Source organism: Solitalea lacus (assembly GCF_022014595.1).
Taxonomy (GTDB): Bacteria; Bacteroidota; Bacteroidia; order Sphingobacteriales; family Sphingobacteriaceae; genus Solitalea; species Solitalea lacus.
Window position 1 is genome coordinate 231,015 of sequence record NZ_CP091740.1, and the last position, 23,342, is coordinate 254,356.

Genomic DNA, 23,342 nt, shown 5'->3' on the forward strand with positions numbered 1-23,342 from the left:
ATTTTAACTTCTGAGTTTAATGAACTCCAAAACAACTACAACCGCTATGCAGGAAACTGTTTGTTAAACTGTTAAACTGGAAATTTTCACTGTTATTGCCTTCTTCCCAAAAAAACTTACCCCGTGGCCTGTTATAATTTCCAATCTCATTCATTGATTCAGCATCATACAAACGTCCGTTCAACATTACATATTTAATGCTTTCGGAATTGCGAATATTTTCCAACGGGTTTTTATTCATCACAATCATGTCAGCAAGTTTACCAATCTCCAATGATCCAATTTCCTTATCCATCCCTAAATAGAGGGCTCCATTTAAGGTAGCGCTTCGAATTGCCTCCAAGGCCGTCATTCCTCCTTGGGCCAGCATCCATAATTCCCAATGCGCCCCAATACCTTGAATTTGTCCGTGAGAACCCATATTTACTTTTGTTCCCCCATCACTTAAGTACTTACAAACTTTTGACGCGGAGATATGATTGTAATCGTTTTCTTGAGTGGTTTGACGACGACGGGAACGTGCATCAATAACCGCCTTAGGAGTAAAGTTTAACAATCGGTTGTTTTCCCAAACATTAGTTTTATCATACCAATAATACTCTCCACTTAGTCCTCCGTAAGCAACAATTAAGGTAGGTGTATATTGTGTTTTACTTGAATTCCATAATTGTTTCACATCTTCATACACATCCGAAACAGGTATGTTATGCTCAACTCCGGTATGTCCATCCAAAATCATGCTCATATTATGAGTAAAAGTAGAACCTCCTTCCGGCACCACTTGCATCTGCAATTCACGTGCAGCTTGAATTACCTGCTGACGTTGCTCACGACGTGGCTGATTATAACTTTTAACAGAGAAAGCACCCACCGCCTTTAAACGACGCAAATGTGAACGGGCATCGTCCAAACTGTTAATAACCGCTTTGAAATCCCCATCGGCCCCGTATAAAATAGTCCCGGTTGAATAAATACGCGGACCAACCAATAAACCAGCTTTAACCATTTCACCTTGACTAAACACCATTTCTGTATTATTAGATGGGTCATGTGTGGTAGTAACTCCAAAAGCAAGGTTGGCATAATATGGCCATTGAGTTTTTGAAGAAACCCCTCCTGCTCCCGCTGAAATATGAGCATGCACGTCCACCATGCCAGGCATGATTGTTTTACCAGCAACATCAATCACCTTGGCATCGGAAGGAATTGAAACTGAAGTAATATCTCCGATTGCAATAATCTTATTTTTTTCAACTACGATTGTTCCATTTTCAATTACCTCATCACCTTTCATACTAATAATGCGTGCTCCTTTGAAAGCAATCTTACCTTCAGGTACATCTGACTTAAGGGTTAGCCCAATTTTAACTCCTGTTGAATCTAAAGCAGGAAGTTTACCTGGTGCGCCCTCAACAAAATTGAATGAATTTTGAATTGATCGGGTGAAATATTCTGGCCCTAATAACCAGTGCAGTTTTTGACTATCCCTTGACCAGTGCAAACAGGTGCCTGCATCTTTAGACACTTTAAATACCGGAATAGCACTGGTTTTACCCGAAAGGTCAACTGTTGATCCAGTTGCAGGGAAAGGAGCAATATACGCCTGGAACAGCTCTGTAAATGCAATCCATTTATTATCCGGGCTTACAACAAACTGATTGGCGTACTGTGAAGAAAAATGCGAAATTGGGCTGGTTCCATTAACATCAACACTCTTAAACACTTTCTTCCCGTCATCATTCGTTAAATAGAAAATACGTGTTCCATCATTGTTAAACTGTGGTTGACTTCCTTCTTTGCATAAGAGACTAGCCGTGCCTCCTGAGGCAGGTATGGTATAAATGCCTGGATTTTTCCCAAATGAAAAACCGCTTAACTCATTCCCGTTTCCTTTGCGAAACACAATTTTGTCTCCTTTGGGGGAATACGATGGTGAAAAATAGAAACCCTTTTCAGAAGTTAGCTTTACAATTTTCCCAGTTTTAAACTCAAACTTGTTTAATGACCCTTTGCTTTTATCATTCCATGAAACAAAAACTAATGCACTGCCTTCTAAATTAAATGCGGGTTCAAATTCAAAATCGTTTCCTTTGGTTATACGCTCAGGCTTACCATTTGGCAATTCTTTTACATATAAGTAACCTGCGGCATTAAAAACCAACCTTTTACCATCAGGAGAAGTTGCCGCCTGTCGAATCATTTTTGCTTCAAACTCATCTTTATAAACCTCTTGTTGAAAATGTAGGGCATCAGCAATGGTATGCTCAGCTGTTACCTCAAATGGTACTTCCTTAGCCTTTTTTTGTGCTACATCAACATTCAAGATTTTGCCTTTTGCAGAAATAATGATGTTTTTACTGTCAGGAGTCCAGTTGAAGTTGGTATAAGGACCAAAAATAGCCCATGCTTCCTGCTGATCATGAGACAATGGCTGATAAATTGGCCATTCTTCCCCTGTTTCAATATTTTGAAGATAGAGTACGCTTTCCAATCCTATTCGCTTTACAAATGCCAGCAGCTTTCCATTGGGTGAAACCTGCGGCCTGATTGCTCCTCCAGGACCTCCTGTTACTTCATGAACTTCGCCGGTTTTAAGATCCATACTTTTTATAGCATAAATTCCAGAGTAAGGATCCTTGTTATATTGAAATAATGGACCAGGAGTTTCATCCTCACTCCAATACAAAAAACGACCATCAGGAGATAGGGCCGGCTCCCCTGCATCCTGTTGATCATTTTTCTTTTTAGTGAGCTGTAGTCCTTCCCCCCCCGAAATATGATACATCCACATCTCTCCCGCACCTAGTGATCTAAAACCTGTAAAGTGTTTACGGGCAATAATATATTGGTTATCAGGCGTCCAAACGGCATTGTTAAGTAATCGGAAGGTTTCTTTAGTAAGCTGACGAGGACTAGATCCATCGTGGTTCATAAGCCAAATATTGTCTCCTCCACCGGCATCACTAGTAAATGAAATCATCTTCCCATTAGGACTAAATCTTGGCTGAACTTCGTAAGCCAATCCCCCTCTGAGAAGTTTGGCTTTCCCTCCAGTAATTGGCATCACGTAGATATCGCCCAGCAAATCAAATAGAATTTCTTTCCCATCCGGACTAACATCCAAATTCATCCAGGTGCCTTCCCTGACTGTAAAACTCACTTTTTTTGATGGTGATCCAGGATTATTAACATCCCATTTGGGCTTGTCTTTTTCTTGTGCATTAACCCCCTGAAATAAGCCAAAAACTGAAACTAACAGAACTAAGTACTTCTTCTTCATCTATTATGAATTAACGCGCAATTTAAGTAAAAGTAATTGTTTGAAAGATTCAGGAATGTTTAAGGGTTATTCTTGCCAATAAATGAATTATGAATTTCAACAAGTAACTCTTAATTCGTAATAAGTTTAATTCTTTGTTCCTTTGTTCTTTATTCTTCTTAAGATGAATCAAGGCACACTACTGATAATTGATGACGAGGAAAAACTTCGGAAACTACTTGCGCGTATACTTTCTTTAGAAGGCTATATAGTTATAGAAGCGGCAACAGGAAAAGAGGGTTTAAAAAAACTTGAACTTGAACAAATTGATGTGGTGTTAAGCGATGTCAAACTGCCCGATGCAAACGGAGTTGAGCTGACACAAACCATAAAAACAAGATTCCCTGAAATTGAAATTGTTGTGTTAACTGCATTTGGAACGATTGCCGATGGCGTAAAGGCCATTAAAAACGGGGCTTTTGATTATATTACTAAAGGCGACGACAATGACAAGATTATTCCCTTGGTAGCTAAAGCAATGGATAAAGCTTTAAGTCAAAAAGCAATATTACGTACCAACAAAAAAAGCGGGGAACAATACCTGTTCAAGAATATTATTGGAAAGTCGAAACAAATATTAGAAGCCATAGCATTAGCAAAAAAAGTAGCCACCACTGATGCCACAGTTTTGCTTTTAGGTGAAACAGGGACAGGGAAAGAGGTTTTTGCCCAGTCAATACATCAGGAGGGCAGCCGTAAAAGCAAGCCATTTGTTGCCATTAACTGCGGAGCTTTTTCAAAAGAATTACTTGAAAGTGAGTTGTTCGGTCACCGTTCCGGCTCATTCACCGGAGCTATTAAGGATAAAAAAGGATTATTTGAAGAGGCTGACGGAGGAACAATTTTTTTGGATGAGATTGGAGAAATGAACATCGACTTGCAATCAAAACTCTTACGAGTGTTGGAAAGCGGTGAGTTTTTAAAAATAGGCGACACCAAACCTACCAAAGTAAATGTAAGAGTTATAGCAGCCACCAACCGCGATTTAAAAGCAGAAAGCGATAAGGGTCATTTCCGCCTTGACTTATATTACCGATTGAGTGTTTTTCAAATAAGCTTGCCCCCGCTGCGAGAACGCAAAACTGACATTCAAGAGATAGCTTCATTTTTCTTGCGCTATTTCTCTGCTAAAAATAACAAGCCTATTAAATCTATGAATGCTGAATTTATAGATCGATTAAAGGATTATAATTGGCAGGGAAACATTAGGGAATTGAAAAATATTATGGAGAGAGCTATAATTTTATGTGATGGGAAGGACCTTAGTGCGACTGATTTGCCTTTCGAGATTCAACACTACTCTGCTAGTGAAGCGCCAAGCTTTTCTTCATTTGATTTAGCTTCTGTTGAAAAGCTCCATATTAAAAAAGTGCTACAACATACAGGTGGCAATAAAACTGAAACCGCAAGGTTACTCAATATTGGATTGACTACGCTTTACCGGAAAATTGAAGAGTATAAAATTTAAAAAGGTGAGTTATTTAATTTAAGTAATTTTATAACTATTCTTTCTAACTATATTTTCTAACTATATTTTTCATTACTCTTTAAACTTTCGTTCCACAACAACCTATAGACTTCTAATCTACCAAGCACGACTATACTATAAAACGCTAACTATCATTTACTTAATTAAATTATTGTAACTTTAAGATAACAGCAAACTCATTCAGACTGTATCCCTCATAAATAGCAGTTGCCTCTCGCTAATGCTCATTACCATCATTCTATAAGTTATATCGACTCTAAAGTTGAACTCATTTGTAACCAATTAATAAACTTAAATGAAGGAGGTGATTATGAAAACCCGTTCAATTTTTAATTTCATTCTGACGTTGTTGAGCCTTTTCAGTTTTACCACGATCAAAGCCCAGGAAGAACCTAAAGGCCAGCTGTATCTTGTTCATGAAGACATGGTGATTCCTGAAAAGGTGGATCAGTATGTCCAGGCAGCTAAAGGATTGGCTGATATCATGATGAAACATAATAATGGGGCGATGCCTTATTGGGTAGCTAGCCGCGACGATTTTACCTTTATATATGTTATCCCAATAAGTGGATATGGCGCTGTGGATATGGTTGATAAAACCTTTACTGATTTGGAAAAAGCGGTGGGAAAAGAGACGTTTGAAGCCAAAATGAACCAGTATGATGGCACCTTTTATACTCACCGCGATTTTATGGTTCGTTACAGAGCCGATCTTTCTTACATGCCTGATTTTCCGGCTGATCAAACATTCCGCCACTGGGATTTCTATTATCTCGATCCTTCCAAAACAAAAGAAGCTATACAAATTGCTAAAGAATGGAAAGCCCTATTTGAAAAGAAAAAAGTATCAAGTGGTTACCGACTCAATATTGCCGACATTGGGTTAGAACCTGCATTTATTGTAGTACAGGGAGCTAAAAGTGAAGCCGATTTTTATAAGCGGTCTCAAGAACTTGATAAGATGTTAGGTGAAGAGGGGGCCGCCTTAATGAAAAAAACCTGGACGGTTACCAAAAAATATGATCATAAGAATGGCAGATTACATCCCGAATTATCTTATATGCCGGCTGCTACCTCCAAAAAATAACTAAAACCCATAAATCCGAACTTTAAAAATAATTTGTAAAAGGGGCTGCTTTCAAACGGGGCCCCTTTTATTGTTTATATTTTTGAATTAGATCCCCCATCCATTTTGACAATACCCTACCAAAATGAAAAGGTCGCTATCCTTGATCTTTTTGTGATGCTAAAAATATTTCAGTTCATATCGCTACAAATCAAACCTTTTTATAAATCTATATTAAAGTACTTCTATTGAGGAATAGCTTTTGGCATACCGTATCCATAAAGATATTAACCCATCATGAAGGCTCAACAAAAACGACAGGGCACAACTGCCCTTATTCCTTATCAAATTTTAACTACAGGCTTTAGTCTGTTAATTCTGTTTGCTGTAACCATTCGCATTTTTTTAAACTAAAATCAAAATGACCATCGCGTTAATCATGGCCGGACTAGTTTGTTTTTGGCTGTTTTTCAAATCAATCGATTTCTTCGAGAAAATATAATTTTTAGGCTTAACCATGACTGTATTATTCATTATATCAATTGCGGTATTTATTTACCTCGTTTACGTGTTACTGAAACCGGAAAAATTTTAACCATGAACACAGAAATTATAGGAGTAGCTTTTACTTACGTTCTAACCGTATTATTAGCCATACCACTAGGTAAGTACATTTCCAAAGTTTTTGGCGGTGAAAAAATCTGGTCGGATTTTATGGCCCCGCTTGAACGATTTTTCTTCAAATTCTCAGGCATAAATCCAAAACAAGAAATGAACTGGAAGCAGTTCTTAAAAGCCTTGTTAACTATCAACATGGTTTGGTTTGTCTTGGGCTTCCTTTTATTGGTTTTTCAAGGGTTTCTTCCATTAAACCCTGACGGTAATCCAAATATGACTCCAGATTTAGCATTCAATACCGTTATCAGTTTTATGATAAACTGCGATTTACAGCATTATTCTGGTGAGGCAGGTGTAACTTACTTAACACAGCTATTAGTAATAAATTTCCTGATGTTTGTTAGCGCTGCTACAGGTATTACTGCTTTAGCTGCCTTATTTAATGGGCTAAAAGCAAAAACAACTACTAACGTTGGCAACTTTTGGGATATTTTCGTTAAAACAAACACTCGTATCTTATTGCCATTATGTGTTGTTGTTTCCATCATACTAATTTTTAATGGAACCCCGGCTAGTTATGAAGGAAAAGATTCAATTATAACCCTTCAGGGAGATCACGTTCAAATATCACGTGGTCCAGCTGCCGGAATGATCGCCATTAAACACATTGGAACCAATGGAGGAGGTTGGTTTGGTGCAAATTCAGCTCATCCACTTGAAAATCCAAACTATTTCACTGCTGTTACCGAACTGGTTGCCCAAGTGCTTATTCCTATTGCAATGATCTTTGCATTAGGTTTCTACTTAAACCGCAAGAAACTCTCTTATGTCATTTATGGCGTAATGACCATTGGTATGCTGTGTTTGGTTGTCCCATCTCTTATTTCAGAGTTAAACGGCAATCCGGCAATTGAAAAAATGGGTATTTCACAACCAACAGGAGCCATGGAAGGAAAAGAAGTCCGTTTTGGACCGGCCCTGTCAGGTTATTGGAGTACCATGACCACTATTATTTCCACGGGCTCGGTAAATTCTATGCACGATAGTAGCATGCCGGCTTCGGGGATGTTCCAATTATTAGGAATGATGATCAACTCTTTTTACGGAGGCTGTGGTGTAGGTATTTTAAACTACTATATCTATCTCATTATTGCAGTATTTATTTCGGGGTTGATGGTTGGTCGCACCCCAGAGTTTATGGGACATAAGGTTGAAGCTCGCGAAGTGAAAATCGCCGCACTGATTACATTGTTAAGTCCGCTCTTGATATTGGCCGGAACTGCGATTTCTTCTTATGTAATTGTGAATCATCCGGCAGCAGACTGGGCCGTTAAGCCAGGCAACTGGCTCAACAACCCCAGCTTCCATGGTTTTTCAGAAATGCTGTATGAATACACCTCATCAAATGCCAACAACGGATCTGGCTTTGAAGGCTTGGGTGATAACAATATTTTCTGGAATGTAACTACAGGGTTTGTGCTTATCCTTGGGCGTTTCTTGCCAATCATTGGCCCTGTAGCCATTGCTGGTTTATTGGCAGGCAAGAAATACATTCCTGAATCAGCCGGAACCTTGAAAACCGATTCAATCACTTTCGGGGTGATGACTTTAACCGTAATCATCATTATCAATGCACTGTCTTATTTTCCTGCTTTAGCATTAGGACCAATTGCCGAATATTTCACAATGAAGTAATCTGCATAATCAAAAAAGAAATGAAAAAATCCAGAAATATACCATTGTTTGAAACCTCATTAGTTAAAGAGGCAATTAAGCAAGCATTCATAAAACTGAATCCCAAAATCATGTTCCGTAATCCAGTAATGTTTACCGTTGAATTAGGAACTGTGATAATGCTTTTTGTGACCGTTTATTCACTAAACAATTCCGGACAAGGTTCATTTTCATATAACCTAGTCATTTTTATCATTTTACTGCTAACGGTATTATTTGCCAATTTTGCAGAAGCGTTGGCAGAAGCTCGTGGTAAGGCACAAGCTGAAACCTTACGCAAAACCCGTGAAGAAACTCCTGCCCGCTTGTTTAAAAAAGCTGATGACCTGCTTGTTGGAAAAGAGCAAATAATAGCCTCTTCACAATTAAAAAAGGCCGATATTTTTATTTGCGAAGCTGGCGACATCATCCCTACCGATGGTGAAATCATTGAAGGATTAGCAACCATTGACGAATCAGCGATTACCGGTGAGTCTGCTCCTGTAATACGTGAAGCTGGCGGTGATAAATCTTCTGTTACCGGTGGAACGAAAGTTTTGTCAGACAGAATTATCGTGCGTGTTTCTACCGAGCCGGGTGAAAGTTTTTTAGATAAAATGATTGCCTTGGTAGAAGGTGCATCACGACAGAAAACGCCTAACGAAATTGCCTTAACCATTTTGTTGGCAAGCTTCACCTTGGTATTTGTAATTGTGTGCATTACTTTAAAACCTTTTGCTGATTATGCCAACACGCCAATTACGATTGCAGCCTTAATCTCGCTGTTTGTTTGTTTAATCCCAACAACCATTGGGGGGCTCCTTTCGGCAATTGGCATTGCCGGTATGGATCGCGCTTTACGTGCCAATGTAATCACTAAATCGGGTAAAGCAGTTGAAACTGCTGGTGATATTGACACCTTGTTGTTAGATAAAACAGGAACCATCACTATTGGCAATCGTAAAGCCACCAATTTCTGGCCAGTAAATGGCAGCGATCGTAAGCAACTCATCGAATCGAGTGTATTAAGCTCTTTAGCTGATGAAACCCCTGAAGGAAAATCAATTATTGAACTGGCAGGTATAAACATTGCTAGCCTTAAACCTGCACAGGCAGAATACATAGGCTTTACAGCTGAAACGCGTTGTAGTGGCGTTAACATTGGTGCTAATCGTCGTATACGTAAAGGGGCATTTGATTCCATTCGCAATATCGTGCTAGAGGCCGGGAACAAAATTCCTGTTGAAACAGAAGATCGAGTTAAACAAATTGCATCTAATGGAGGCACTCCATTAGTGGTTTCAGAAAATGAACATATAATGGGAGTAGTTGAATTGCAGGACATTATTAAGCCCGGCATTTCTGAACGTTTTGAGCGTTTGCGTAAAATGGGTGTTAAAACTGTAATGGTTACGGGAGATAATCCGTTAACAGCAAAATACATCGCAGAAAAAGCTGGCGTGGATGATTTTATTGCTGAGGCAAAGCCAGAGGATAAGATGAACTACATAAAAGCCGAACAGGCTCATGGTAAATTGGTAGCCATGATGGGCGATGGAACCAACGATGCGCCAGCCCTAGCACAAGCAGATGTGGGTGTTGCTATGAATAGCGGTACACAAGCTGCTAAAGAAGCCGGCAACATGGTTGACCTGGATAACGACCCCACCAAGCTGATCGAGATTGTTGAGATTGGCAAACAATTGTTAATGACGCGCGGTACACTTACTACCTTTTCAATTGCCAACGATGTGGCTAAGTATTTCGCTATTGTTCCGGCTCTGTTTATGGCTTCTATCCCTGCTTTACATGGATTGAACATTATGAAATTAACCAGTCCCGAATCGGCCATTCTTTCTGCAGTGATTTTCAATGCTATTATTATTCCGTTGTTAATTCCATTGGCATTAAAAGGTGTTGCTTACAAACCAATCGGGGCAAGCAAACTGTTGCGTCGCAACCTTTTGATTTATGGAATGGGAGGAATTATTGTTCCATTTATAGGCATAAAATTGATTGACTTGGTAATAACGCTGTTTTTGTAAGCTTCTTCTAAATCAGAAATAAAATGAAAAAATATATTCTTCCTTCAGTAATTCTTACCGGTTTATTGGCAATATTACTTGCCGGTATCTATCCACTATCACTTTCCGGAATTGCAAGATTTGCTCCTGGAAATGGTGGCGGTGAAAAAGTATTATTTAATGACCGCATTGTTGGCTATGCCAATGTAGGTCAAAAATTTACCGCCGATAAATACTTTCAGGGTCGTCCATCAGCAATTGACTATAATGCATCTGGTTCGGGTGGCTCAAACAAAGGTCCATCCAATCCCGATTATTTAAAAATCGTTCAGAACCGAATTGACACCTTTATGGTGCATAACCCAGGAGTAAAAAAAGAAGAAATTCCTGTGGAATTAGTAACTGCTTCGGGAAGTGGTTTAGACCCAGACCTATCTCCAGCAGCAGCAAGAGTTCAGGTTCCTCGCATTGCAAAAATCAGGGGAATTGAAGTTGAAAAGTTGTACAATCTAATTGATCAGCAAACGGAAAAACAATTTTTTGGTTTGGGACCTAATAAGATTAATATATTGAAGTTAAATGTTGCATTAGATCAAATAAAATAAAGGCTGTAGCTATTCCCTGTTAATTTAATGTTTAACGACTATTTTTTACTAAAAAGAATGAAGAAATTACTTATTGTCATGTCACTATTTACAATCATTGGAAAAGTTAGTGCACAGGATAAAAATTTCCAGTTTTCTGGGTTTCTGGAGGTCTATTATTCTTATGATTTTAATAAGCCGGCCGATCATAATAAGGAAGGGTTTATATATTCACACAACAGGCATAATGAATTAAACTTAAACCTGGGATTTGTGAAGGGTTCTCTAGCTTCTGACCGGGTAAGGGGGAATTTTGCTTTAATGACTGGATCCTATTCAAATGCCAATCTTTCGGGAGAGCCGGGAGTATTAAAAAATATATATGAAGCCAATGCCGGTGTAAAGTTAGCGGCTAAAAAAAACTTATGGATAGATGCCGGAATTTTTGCCTCTCACCTAGGTTTTGAAAGCGCTCACTCACCAAGCTGTTGGAACCTAACCCGAAGCATTATTGCCGATAACTCCCCTTATTACGAGAGCGGCATTAAGCTGAATTATGATTCCGACAATGGCAAATGGACCTTCGCCTCTATGTATTTAAACGGCTGGCAGCGTATCACACGCATTGATGGAAACTCTACTCCTGCTTTTGGCACTCAGGTAACCTATAAACCCAATAATAAGGTTTTATTGAATTATAGCACATTTATTGGAAACGACAAACCGGATAGTGTTCGCTTAATGCGTTATTTCAATAATTTTTACGGCATTTTGCAATTAACATCAAAATTTGGACTTATTGCTGGAGTTGATTATGGATTGGAACAAAAAACTAAAGGTTCCTCAGACATGAACAATTGGTTTGGAGGAGCTTTAATAGCCAAATATGTGTTTAATGACAAGGTGGCTTTGGCGGCACGTTATGAATATTATCAGGACGAAAATGAAGTGATCATCACTACAGAAGCTCCTGATGGTTTCAAAGCATCAGGATATTCTTTAAACTTTGATTATGCCCCCATTAAAAATGCATTATTCAGGATTGAAGGAAAATTATTAAACAGCAAGAATGCGGTTTTTACCAAGGAAAACAGTTTGGTAAACAATGATGCTTTTATCACAACTTCCTTGTCTATTTCGTTTTAAGATAAGAAACAATGATGATGGAGAGTTGCATTCAAGCTATTCCATACACTATTATTCCTAATTATGCCAGAGAAAGATCAAACGGCTCAAAGTTTTTTAAATCTCATTCAACGCTCAAAGCGCGGAAAGTTTAAGATCTACATCGGCATGAGTGCCGGTGTTGGTAAAACTTATCGCATGTTGCAAGAGGCGCAATCCTTACAAAAAAACGGCATTGATGTTAAAGTCGGGTATATAGAAACCCATAATCGTAAAGAAACACATGCATTGCTGCATGGACTACCTGTAATTCCACGTAGGAAACTTTTTTATAAGGGCAAAGAACTAGATGAGATGGACCTAAATGCAATCTTAACAATAAGACCAGACGTGGTAATTGTTGACGAACTTGCACATACCAACATTGAAGGCAGTAAGAATGAAAAACGCTGGCAGGATGTAGTTGATATTTTAAATGCAGGCATCAACGTTATCAGCGCAGTAAACATTCAGCATATTGAAAGTATTAATGAAGAAGCGCAAAAAATTAGTGGTGCTGAAATTAAAGAACGGGTTCCCGATAGTGTTTTATTGATGGCTGATGAAGTGGTAAATATAGACTTAACAGCGGATGAGCTTATTTCCCGACTGAAGGAAGGCAAAATTTATGATGTAACCAAGGTGCCTACTGCTTTAAACAACTTCTTTCAAAGTGATAAAATTCTTCAGTTAAGAGAACTTGCTTTAAAAGAAGTGGCTCGGCAGGTAGTTAGGAAAATTGATACTGAGATCCCAAAAACTATCCGGCAAAGACAAGAAGTATTTTTGGCTTGCATTAGTACGCAAGAACATTCAGCCAAAACCATTATTAGAAAAACGGCCCGACTGGCAGCCTATTATAATTCAAAGTGGATGGTCTTATATGTACAAACTCCGCATGAAAGTATGGATAAAATCAAACTTGACTTGCAACGACATTTGATCAACAATTTTAAAATGGCGACGGAAATGGGTGCCGAAGTAATTAAACTTAAAAGTGATGATGTGACCGAAGGCATGCTGGAAACTATTGAAAAGTATAGCATAACCACTATTTGCTTAGGAAAGCCCGAATTTAGTTGGTGGAAAGTACTGACAGGGAAAGCTCTTTTTGAGAAGCTCCTGCAAAAAATAGAAGATAAAGACATTGATATAGTAATACTGTCATAAGGAATCACCTTATTTCAATAAACTATTGTTGAACCTTTAAAATAATAAACTAATGAAAGCGAAAACAAAACATAAACTCGGACTATGGTTTTTATTTATTGTTATTTTATTTATGGGTCTGAGTGGCACACGATACATCTATAAAATGGGTCAAAGCTCTAAAGCAATATTAAAAGACAATTATGTATCAATTGGGTTTGCAAAAGCAATGATTAAGGCGCTTGACGTAATGAAGGATCAGGATTCTGTCAAGTCAAAAGAGGCAATTCAGCTGTTCAAAAAAAATTTGAACCTTGAAGCAAGTAACATTACCGAGGTTGGTGAAAAAGAAATTGTTGAGCAATTAAGCAAAGATTTTGAACTGTATCTTAAAAATCCTTCTTCAACAACCTTAGCCGATTCAATGCGCACCCGTATTTATAAAATCAGCGAGTTAAATATGCTTGCATTAGAACATAAGAATATTGCAGCTCAAAAAACAGCCGATGCAGCAATTATGCATATTTCGCTATTGCTGGCCCTTGGTATTTTAACCTGTTTCAGTTTAATTTTTAATCTTGCAAACATAACTTAAGAGACAGTTCATCGGGTTACCTCCCTTTCTTCTATTTCATTAAAATGAAAACTAAAACAAAACTCACTCTTGGACTCTGGTTTCTTTTCATTATTATTTTAATAATGGGCCTTACAGGCACGCATTATATTTATAAAATGGGAAGAGACTCAAAAACTATATTAAAAGACAATTATGAGTCAATTGAGTACGCCAAGGTAATGTTGCAGCAGCTCGATGAACTTCAGGGAAAAGATCCTGCCAAAATTCAAACCGCCCTTATTTTATTTAAGAAAAACCTTAAGCTTGAAAAACAAAATATTACAGAAGTTGGAGAGAAAGAATTGGTTGATGAGATAAATCTTAGCTTCATGCAATTAACACAAAATTCTTTGTCTCCAGAATTAATATTGAGCATACGTGAGAAGCTTTTTAAACTTAGCGAGATGAACATGCAAGCTCTGGTGCGAAAAAACAATACTGCTCAAAAAAATGCCGAACAAGCAGTTATTTATATTTCGCTGTTACTGGCCATTTGCATTATGGTATGCTTCAGTTTCATTATCAATTTCCCTGGATATATTGCCAATCCAATTCGACAATTAACAGAAGGGATCAAGCAAATTGCCAACAAGCGCTACGATCAACGATTGCATTTCCAGTCGGGAGATGAATTTGGAGAACTGGCTGAAGCTTTTAACAGCATGGCCAAACAATTGGATGCTTATGAAAACAGCAACTTGGCCAAAATTCTCTTTGAGAAAAAGCGCATTGAAACCATTATCAATAATATGCATGATCCAATAATTGTGTTGGATGAAAACAGCAAAGTATTATTTACCAATCCACAGGCGATTTCAGTTTTGGGAAGCAAAAATGAATACCTGCTTGGCAAGCATGCTCCGGATGTAGCACTAGTTAATGATTTAATGCGGACCCTTCTTGGTGGCCAATTTATTGGTAAAGAGTTAAAAATTTATGCTAATGGTAAGGAAAGTTATTTTGTTCAGGAAGTATTTGATGTAAATAATGAAAGTAAAACTTTGGGCAAAGTGATTGTGTTGAAAAATATCACTAAGTTTCATGAGTTAGATGAAGCTAAAACCAATTTTATTGCTACTATCTCACACGAATTGAAAACACCAATTTCATCGATAAAAATGAGTGTAAAGTTGCTGGAAGATGATCGAATTGGAGTAGTTAATGCCGAACAAAAGCAACTGATTCATAACATTGCCGATGACTCTCAACGGCTACTTAAAATAACAGCCGAACTACTTGATCTGGCTCAGGCTGAAACCGGAAACATACAATTGAGTTTTCGTAAAACAAAACCACAAGCCATCGTTGACTATGCAGTAAATGCGATAAAAGTAATGGCCGAGCAAAAATCATTGCAACTTAAAATAAATTGTTCCGAGAATTTACCAATGGTGAATTCCGATATGGAAAAAACTGCATGGGTGTTGGTAAACTTCCTGTCCAATGCCATAAGGTACAGCCCTACCGATAGTAGCGTTGAAATTGATGTATATAATGATAACAACGAGGTAGTTTTTGCTGTACAGGACCATGGCAAGGGTATTGAAGAAAAATATAGGGGCAAAGTCTTTGATCGTTATTTCAAAGTTCCGGGCATTGATAAAACTACCGGAGGAACCGGTTTAGGCTTAGCAATTTCTAAGGATTTTATTGAAGCCCAAAGTGGCCGTATTTGGGTTGAAAGTGAACTTGGAGAAGGTGCCATGTTTGCTTTTGCATTACCTGTTGCTTAAACAATAGTTATTAAAGATGCTTCATTATTAGAATAATTATTAATATTGGCCCCGGTTTGAAACCGGAACTAAATAATAATGAAATATAAGCCAAATCTGGTCAAGAGAGTACTCGCCACACTTATTGATTACTCTTTATGGGTGTTAATTATCTTCCAGTATATACATCTGTTTGGAACTGAAACCGAAAAAACCATACAGGTAACAGGCTGGACAGCTTTCCCATTATTGATTTATTGGATTGTCTATTTTGTAATTGTAGAAGGAATTACAGGCGGAACACTGGGTCACCATATCTTCAATCTGAAAGTTTTAACTCTTGACAGAAATAAAATTGGATTGTATGAGTCTTTCATGCGAAGATTATTTGATCCAATCGATATTTTCATTTATGGTATTCCGGCCTTTATAGCCGTAAAATATACCAAAAAAAACCAGCGATTAGGTGATTTAGTAGCCGGAACTATTATTGTCGACTTGAATGATGCCGAACAGGTCCGCACTTCATCTTTATTAAGCTAACTATGAAAGGTAACAGCTTCAATTTTTCCAACACTGTTAAATTTCAATTAAATCCTTCATTTTTTACTTGCATTTGGAAGTCTTTTTCAGAATAATTGCTACTTTTAAAATTTTGTCGGTGATCAGCATCCCGCATTTTTAATTTACAGAGGAAGATATGTTACGGGTTGATAGCAATAAACCATCTAAAATTGTTTACTCGTTGTTGCAGCATGAGTTTTTGGGTTATTTGTTTGAGCCCCATATTGTTCAAATGAATCGTGAGTACACTTACTCGCTCGTACATAAACGCCTGTTTTCACATACTTCTTCTGAATTTGCTCGTTTTTTAGATGATACTGACCATCAACTTATCGCGCTTTTAGAACAGGTTGAACAAGAAAATATCATCCGTCGCTTTCACAAACAGCCAATTCGTCCGCGTGAATTCTTTACCAAATTCTGGACTGACGCCTTAAAGGCCAAAGTACAACCCTTTATTGAAGCAACTTTGAGTCAAGCTATTGAATTAATGCGCAATAAGGCGGTTTTTGAAATGGGGAAAGAAGGCAACCCAACCTGGCAATCAATTAGCATTGCCGAACAACCTGCTTCGGTCCTGTTTCATTTCAGACGGAATGAAGATGCTACCCGCTATTTTCCTACCATAAAATATAAAGACAAGCGCATTGAGTTTATGTTTAAGGATGCGCAAATTATTGCCAACCAGCCCGCCTGGATGCTGCTAAATGACACGCTTTATAATTTTGAAGGTGAATTGGAAGGAAAAAAACTGGTTCCGTTCTTAAACAAGCGCTTTATTGAGATTCCGCGTTCTTCTGAAAAAACGTACTTCGAAAAGTTTGTTGCTCCTTTGATTGAAAAGCATCACGTTTATGCCGAAGGCTTTGATATAATAACTGAGAAATACGAAGCAGCACCACAACTGAAACTCAACCTAAAAAAGGAAATTCCAAGTTTAGACTTGAGTTTCCGTTATGGAAAATACAAATTCCCTTTCGGTTCACAATCAGCTGTTTCCGTGTCGGTTGAAAAAAAAGATGAAAACTACGCTTTTCACCGCATAAAAAGGTCTGTAAACTGGGAACAAAAAAAAGCGAACGAACTGCTTACTTTAGGCTTAACACTAGAAATACCTAACCATTTTCACTTACACCGATTGTCAGCAGAACCGGATGAGTTTTCGCTTCATGAATGGCTCAATGAACATTTCGAGGAATTACAAAAAACCGGCTTTGCAATTGATCAATCGGGAGATAAACGTTATGTGTTTGGAAAATCGTCAATCAACCTTTCGTTTAAAGAAAATAATGACTGGTTTGATATCCACGCAATTGTCAGATTTGGTTCGTATGAAATTCCGTTTATCGATCTAAAACATCATATTCTTAATCGAAAACGAGAGTTTACATTGCCATCAGGCGAAATTGCAATAATTCCTGAAAGTTGGTTTAATACCTATGGTAACTTGTTCGCCTTTGCCGAAGGAAACAAACACCTTAAACTTAAAAAGCATTTTGTTGGTTTGGTGCAAGAGTATGCTAATTCTGAGCTGGCCGAAGTTACAATGGATAGAAAACTTCGCCGTTTAGAGCAGTTTGAAGAAATTGAAGACATTCCAATTCCCGAACATTTTAAAGGTGAATTAAGGCCTTATCAGAAGGCAGGTTTCAACTGGTTCAATTTCCTGAGTAGTTATAATTTAGGCGGATGTCTTGCCGATGATATGGGTTTAGGAAAAACCGTTCAAACCCTGGCACTTTTACAAAAGGTGAAAGAGCAGAGTGACGTTCATCAAACCTCACTGCTTATCATGCCTACCTCGTTAATTGATAACTGGATTAGTGAAGCAAAGAAATTCACCCCAAAACTAAAAGTACATGTTTTTACTGGAGCTGCTCGTGACAAAGACGTTTCACTATTTGCCAAATACGATTTAATTTTAACCACCTATGGCATTGTTCGGATTGATCATGAGTTGTTGGAAAAATTCTACTTTCATTACATCATTTTAGATGAGAGTCAGAATATCAAAAATCCCCATAGCAAAAGTGCCCGATCAGTTAAAACGCTAAAATCGAAGCATAAATTAATACTTACCGGTACACCGGTAGAAAATACTGTTGCTGATTTATGGACACAACTTTCATTTGTTAATCCTGGCTTACTGGGATCGCATACCTATTTTCAAAATGAGTTTATCATTCCAATAGAGAAAAAACAAGACGAGGAAAAGCTTCTTCGCTTACAAGCTTTAATAAAACCGTTTATCTTACGTAGAACCAAGGACCAGGTTGCCAAAGAGTTGCCGGATAAAACGGAGCAGATTTTCTACTGCGGAATGAGTGAGGAGCAAGAAAAAGTATATGAAGAAACCAAATCATTCTACCGTAATGAATTATTGCGCTTAATAACAGAAAGTGGCGTTGCTAAATCGCAGATTCCGGTATTACAGGGTTTAACCCGTTTGCGCCAAATTGCTAATCACCCTAAACTGGTTGATGAGTCATACAAATTTGATTCGTGGAAATTTTCATTGGTAATTGAACTGTTGCAGAATACATTGACCAGAGGTCATAAAGTACTTGTGTTTTCACAATTTGTAAAGCATTTGCAGTTGCTTAGAAATGTACTTGATGGCCTAAATATTAATTATGCTTATTTGGATGGAGCCACACAAAACAGAAGTGCGAACATTAAAGCCTTTAAGGAGAATGATGATATTCAATTGTTTTTAATCTCGATAAAAGCCGGGGGAACTGGTCTCAACTTAATTGAAGCGGATTATGTGTTTCTGCTTGATCCTTGGTGGAATCCTGCCGTTGAACAGCAAGCCATTGACCGCGCACATCGTATAGGCCAAACCAAAAATGTATTTATCTATAAGTTCATAACTAAAAACTCCGTGGAAGAGAAGATTTTAAAACTGCAAAAGAAGAAAAAATCACTATCCAGTTCGTTAATAACGGTTGAAGATTCATTTGAGAAATCATTAACTACAGAGGATATTAAAGCATTACTTGACTAATCTACTCCTCCTTAGCGGAGAAGTTTATAGCCTATAATATTCCATATATCGGAAGCTTTTAATAACTTAAAGAAAAACATTCTTATGAATTTAATCGTTCAACTGATAATTAGTGCGGCAGTAGCTTTCGGCTTGTCGTACATTTTGCCGGGCGTTCATATTGACTCCTTTGGGACAGCAATCCTATTAGCCTTAGTCTTGGGAATATTAAATGCCATAGTGAAGCCTATCCTGGTTTTCCTCACATTCCCTATCACCATTTTAACACTCGGACTATTTTTATTTGTTATAAATGCCCTAATTATTATTTGGGTAGATAAACTGATTGAAGGGTTTACTGTAGATGGGTTTTGGTGGGCACTTTTATTCAGCTTACTATTGTCATTTGTAACCTCTGTTTTCAGTGGAGGCGAAAAGGAATAAATATTAATATGTTACTTCAGGGAAAGAATTTAGCTCTTATTCCCTGAAGCAACATTACTAAACAATTATTTTTCTGCCTTCAAACTACCTTTTAGTAATTCATTTACGGCACGTTCAAGTTGTTGATCTACACCAGTAACAACTACACTTGGATCGTTGGCAACTTTTACGTCTGGTTCTAATTGCTGGTTTTCAAGGTATTTACCATTAATGTCCAGCATTCCTACCTGTGGAATACCAAATACTAAAGTAGGATCAATTTGAGTTTCCCACCAAACAGCAGTTCCGGTACCAGGTACAGGCATCCCTATCAGCTTACCAATATTATTGGCTTTATAAGCATAAGGGAACATATGTGCATCTGAATAATTGCCTTCTCCCATCAGTACAACCGATGATTTTGTCCACTTACGGAATGGCTCCTGACCACGATGTTTCTCCCTGGGGAAGATATCGATGTACTTCTTACCACTAAGCAAGGTAACAAGGTCATCATGTAACCACCCTCCGCCGTTAAAGCGCGTATCAACAATTAATGCTTCCTTTTGAGCATTTTTACCCAAAACCTCCTCATAAACGGTACGGAAGCTGTTGTCATTCATATTCCTCACATGCACGTAACCCACCTTGCCTCCTGAAAGTTTATCTACTTCTTTTTTTCTGTTTTCAACCCAACGGGTATAAAGCAATTCATTTTGCTCATTTAAGCTAATTGGTTTTACACTTTCTTCCCAACGAGTACCTGATGAAGGATCGTAAAACGAAACCAAGGTAAGTTTTCCTGCTTTACGATTAAATAAGAGATTAAAGTCCTTATCCTCGGTAATTTCAACTCCATCAATTTTTTCTACAACAATACCTGCTTTAACTTTTGTTTTTGATATGCTGAACGGCCCTTTTGCCAATACTTCTGCAATTTTTAGGCCTTTACCAGTGTACGATTCATCATACAACAATCCTAAAACTGCCGTTTGGTCCCCACCATCAGCCTGTGCAAAATAACGACAACCTGTATGAGATGCATTTAACTCACCAAGCATTTCACTCATCATCTCGGCAAAATCATAGTTATTGTTGATGTAAGGTAAAAATCTGTTGTACTCCTTCCCATAATAATCCCAATCCACATTATGCAGGTTAGTAACATAAAATTTCTCTTTAACCTGGCGCCAAGCATGGTTGAAAATGTATTCGCGTTCGCCGTATCCGTTGAGCAGCATTTCGCCATTAATGCCCACAGAAGTAGTTTTACCGCTTTCAGCCTCAATTTTAGTGATTCTTCCTTTAGAAATTACAAATAGAGATTTACCATCGTTAGTAATTTCCAGCCCAGCAGGACCGCCATCTAGTTTAGCCAATATTTTAGTTTCTTTGGTACGGGGCTCGGTAACCCATAAATCGTATCCCTTTTCAAAACTAGTTAAGTAGAATAACTTTTCTCCATCAGGCGACATTACCGCATCAGAAATATTGGACGAATTGATTGTTAATCGCACTTTGCGATCTTCGATTCCATCCAATTCCATTTTAATCAGCTTGTCATCAACCTTGGCAACTTGTTTGTCTTTTGACACTTCTTCTTTTTTATTCGCTTCGTCTTTCTCTTTCTTTTCTTTTTCCTCTTGTTCCTTTAATAAAGCAAAATCATTTTTATTGAGAATGAAACGGTCAAATGCGGCCTGAGTAAAGAACATACCATAAATATCCTGCTGTCCACCCCAACTTGCATGATTCTTCATTCCATCGCGATCAGAAAAATAGATCATCATTTTTCCACCCATTGACCACCTTGGGCTACCTTCTCCGTAACCACTTGGAGTCAAATTGACCATTTTTTGCTTCCCATCAGCTGATATTAACGTTATATCATTATTAAAGTATTGATTGGGTTCATTGAAGCTTGCTAAAATCCATTTGCTATCAGGCGACCATGAATAATATTGATCTCCGTCTGAATATGAATAATTGCTATCATCGCTTAAAAGTGTTCTCACTGACTTATCAGCGATTTTGTAAACACGCAACGTAACACGATTTTCCAAGAAAGCTATCTCTTTACCATCAGGCGAGTAAGCTGGTTGAAACTCATCAACCTTTGTAGCAATAACAGGTTCTTCGTTTAACAAGGTTGATGAATAAAAATAGGTTTCTTCCTTGCGTTTAATACTGGTTTTATAAACATCCCAGTTGCCATCCCGCTCCGCTGCAAACAATAACGTACGGCCATCCGGGCTAAAACTTACTGAACGTTCTTGTGTTGGAGTGTTGGTAACCCGCTTAGTTACTCCACCATCAACAGAGGTTACAAAAATTTCGCCTCTAAACACAAAAGCAATCTCCTTTCCGTTAGGCGAAAGTGCCATTTCCGTTGCTCCAGACCCAACAGGTAATACCTTTTCTGTATTGGTTCGTCCATCTATCAAAATTTGAACAGAAACTTTTTGAGGTTGCGCACCATGTTTTTGTGTAAAAAGTTCTCCGTTTTGAGAATAACACAACTGGTTGTCATTTGAGATGGTTAAGAATCTTACAGGATTTTTTGAAAACGAAGTGATTTTTGTACTATTTCCTCCGTTTGCAGCCATTTGGTGAACGTTCATAGTTCCACTTTCCTCACTCAGGTAAAACACTTCACCATTTGACCCAAATACTGGATTGCGATCTTCACCTGCAAAATTGGTTAGCTTGGCATAGGTCTTGGCATTTGCATCAAATAGCCAAATATCTTTGGTAACAGCGGACGTATGATGCTTACGCCATTGATCTTCATAACCTTTATAATCTTGATAAATGATTTTCTTTCCGTCTTTGCTAACTCGAGCCATTTCCATGGAGTTTGAGTTCAGCATGGTTGTTTTTCCTCCTGCAGACGGAACACTATACAACTCAGGCATGCGTCCGTAAGGAAACTGAGCCGATGTAAAAATATCCTGTCGAACCGAACTGAAAATTACATTTTTATCATCCGAACTGAAATCTGATGGAAAATCATTTGAAGAATGATAGGTAACGCGTTTAGCCTCTCCACCCGATGCCGGCATTACATACACATCGAAATTACCATAACGATCAGAAGCAAAAGCTATTGATTTCCCATCATGCGACCATATCGGCATAAAATCATGTGCTTCATGCATGGTTAAAGGAATAGCCTGCCCTCCCCCAGATGGCACCTTGTACAAATCTCCCTTATAACTAAAAACGATGGTTTTCCCATCAGGAGAAATAGCCGGATAACGCATCCATAATGGATTTTCTTGCGCCTGAGCCGTATTGATTGCTCCAAGGAGTAACAAGGCTCCAATAATTTTCTTCATACGATTTATCGATTATAAATAAAGCTTTACAGATTAAACTTAAAACTATACAAAATTACCTCTAGCACAAATTTGTAATCAGTAATTTACACATAGAATTTCATTGTTGGAAGTTAGCCCCTCTAACACCGCTTAGTTTTTTTTAGAAGATTTCGAGGCTTTAATTTTGATGTGGATGATGATGCTTTTCCCATTCTTGAATAATTTCCCAAATAAATCCCATAAATGCTGCACCGGCTAAAAAACTTATACCTATTGCAACCAACGACAAATTTTGAGACAAATAACTAATGGATTCTTCTTTTACTTCTGAAAAGGAATTTTCGGGTTGAATTAAGAGAATGGAAAGCCAATCTGAATATGCGTGTCCCTTTGCCCAACATTGGCACGATGATGATAGAACTATGAACATCATCAGCCCTATAAAAGCAAATCTCTTCATAGTAACAACTATAATGACAAAGGTACTTAAATTAATTAGTCAATCCACTTATTTAATTTATTATCAAGTATTTGATAGTATTTCTAGAAGATTAAAATTCTTAGTTAAACCAATTTCAGAACAGATGGTCAAAGA

The 23,342-nt window shown here is 37.9% G+C and carries 16 protein-coding genes; 13 read left to right on the plus strand and 3 right to left on the minus strand.

Annotation, left to right across the window (positions count from 1 at the left end):
* Positions 1–16: 16 nt before the first annotated feature.
* Complete coding sequence (locus tag L2B55_RS00940; protein ID WP_237848425.1) at positions 17–3,280, minus strand: amidohydrolase family protein; 3,264 nt, start codon at positions 3,278–3,280, stop codon at positions 17–19.
* A gap of 163 nt (positions 3,281–3,443) precedes the next feature.
* On the opposite strand from L2B55_RS00940, the gene L2B55_RS00945 reads away from it, so the two are divergent.
* The 13 genes from L2B55_RS00945 (at position 3,444) to L2B55_RS01005 (ending at position 19,448) form a co-directional block, all read left to right on the plus strand.
* Positions 3,444–4,787 carry a sigma-54-dependent transcriptional regulator gene (locus L2B55_RS00945; protein WP_237848426.1) on the plus strand — a complete coding sequence of 448 codons (1,344 nt, stop codon included), beginning with the start codon at positions 3,444–3,446 and terminating at the stop codon, positions 4,785–4,787.
* A gap of 316 nt (positions 4,788–5,103) precedes the next feature.
* A complete protein-coding gene (locus tag L2B55_RS00950; protein WP_237848427.1) occupies positions 5,104–5,895 on the plus strand; it encodes a hypothetical protein in 792 nt (263 codons plus the stop codon).
* Between the two features lie 496 nt (positions 5,896–6,391).
* Positions 6,392–6,469, plus strand: coding sequence for a K(+)-transporting ATPase subunit F (gene kdpF, locus L2B55_RS00955; protein ID WP_237850312.1), 78 nt, complete (start codon positions 6,392–6,394; stop codon positions 6,467–6,469).
* Between the two features lie 2 nt (positions 6,470–6,471).
* Positions 6,472–8,187, plus strand: coding sequence for a potassium-transporting ATPase subunit KdpA (kdpA, locus tag L2B55_RS00960; RefSeq protein ID WP_237848428.1), 1,716 nt, complete (start codon positions 6,472–6,474; stop codon positions 8,185–8,187).
* A 20-nt stretch (positions 8,188–8,207) separates the two neighbouring features.
* The gene (kdpB, locus tag L2B55_RS00965; protein WP_237848429.1) at positions 8,208–10,250 is read left to right on the plus strand and encodes a potassium-transporting ATPase subunit KdpB; all 2,043 of its coding nucleotides are present in this window, start codon (positions 8,208–8,210) and stop codon (positions 10,248–10,250) included.
* 23 nt (positions 10,251–10,273) lie between these two features.
* Positions 10,274–10,834 (plus strand): potassium-transporting ATPase subunit KdpC, encoded by a 561-nt coding sequence (kdpC, locus tag L2B55_RS00970; protein ID WP_237848430.1) that lies wholly within the window; start codon positions 10,274–10,276, stop codon positions 10,832–10,834.
* 57 nt (positions 10,835–10,891) lie between these two features.
* Positions 10,892–11,959, plus strand: a complete 1,068-nt coding sequence (locus tag L2B55_RS00975) for a porin (RefSeq protein WP_237848431.1) — start codon at positions 10,892–10,894, stop codon at positions 11,957–11,959.
* 63 nt (positions 11,960–12,022) lie between these two features.
* A complete protein-coding gene (locus L2B55_RS00980) occupies positions 12,023–13,147 on the plus strand; it encodes a sensor protein KdpD (RefSeq protein ID WP_237848432.1) in 1,125 nt (374 codons plus the stop codon).
* 52 nt (positions 13,148–13,199) lie between these two features.
* Positions 13,200–13,721, plus strand: a complete 522-nt coding sequence (locus L2B55_RS00985; protein WP_237848433.1) for a hypothetical protein — start codon at positions 13,200–13,202, stop codon at positions 13,719–13,721.
* Positions 13,722–13,765: 44 nt separating this feature from the next.
* Positions 13,766–15,475, plus strand: a complete 1,710-nt coding sequence (locus L2B55_RS00990; protein ID WP_237848434.1) for a HAMP domain-containing sensor histidine kinase — start codon at positions 13,766–13,768, stop codon at positions 15,473–15,475.
* Positions 15,476–15,553: 78 nt separating this feature from the next.
* Positions 15,554–15,997 carry an RDD family protein gene (locus L2B55_RS00995; RefSeq protein ID WP_237848435.1) on the plus strand — a complete coding sequence of 148 codons (444 nt, stop codon included), beginning with the start codon at positions 15,554–15,556 and terminating at the stop codon, positions 15,995–15,997.
* Positions 15,998–16,154: 157 nt separating this feature from the next.
* Entirely contained in the window at positions 16,155–19,025 is a 2,871-nt protein-coding gene (locus tag L2B55_RS01000) for a DEAD/DEAH box helicase (protein WP_237848436.1), read from the plus strand.
* An 84-nt stretch (positions 19,026–19,109) separates the two neighbouring features.
* Positions 19,110–19,448 (plus strand): phage holin family protein, encoded by a 339-nt coding sequence (locus L2B55_RS01005; RefSeq protein ID WP_237848437.1) that lies wholly within the window; start codon positions 19,110–19,112, stop codon positions 19,446–19,448.
* A gap of 65 nt (positions 19,449–19,513) precedes the next feature.
* Here L2B55_RS01005 and L2B55_RS01010 read toward each other — a convergent pair whose 3' ends face one another.
* Positions 19,514–22,765 (minus strand): S41 family peptidase, encoded by a 3,252-nt coding sequence (locus tag L2B55_RS01010; RefSeq protein ID WP_237848438.1) that lies wholly within the window; start codon positions 22,763–22,765, stop codon positions 19,514–19,516.
* Between the two features lie 160 nt (positions 22,766–22,925).
* Positions 22,926–23,207 (minus strand): hypothetical protein, encoded by a 282-nt coding sequence (locus tag L2B55_RS01015; RefSeq protein ID WP_237848439.1) that lies wholly within the window; start codon positions 23,205–23,207, stop codon positions 22,926–22,928.
* Positions 23,208–23,342: the final 135 nt, after the last annotated feature.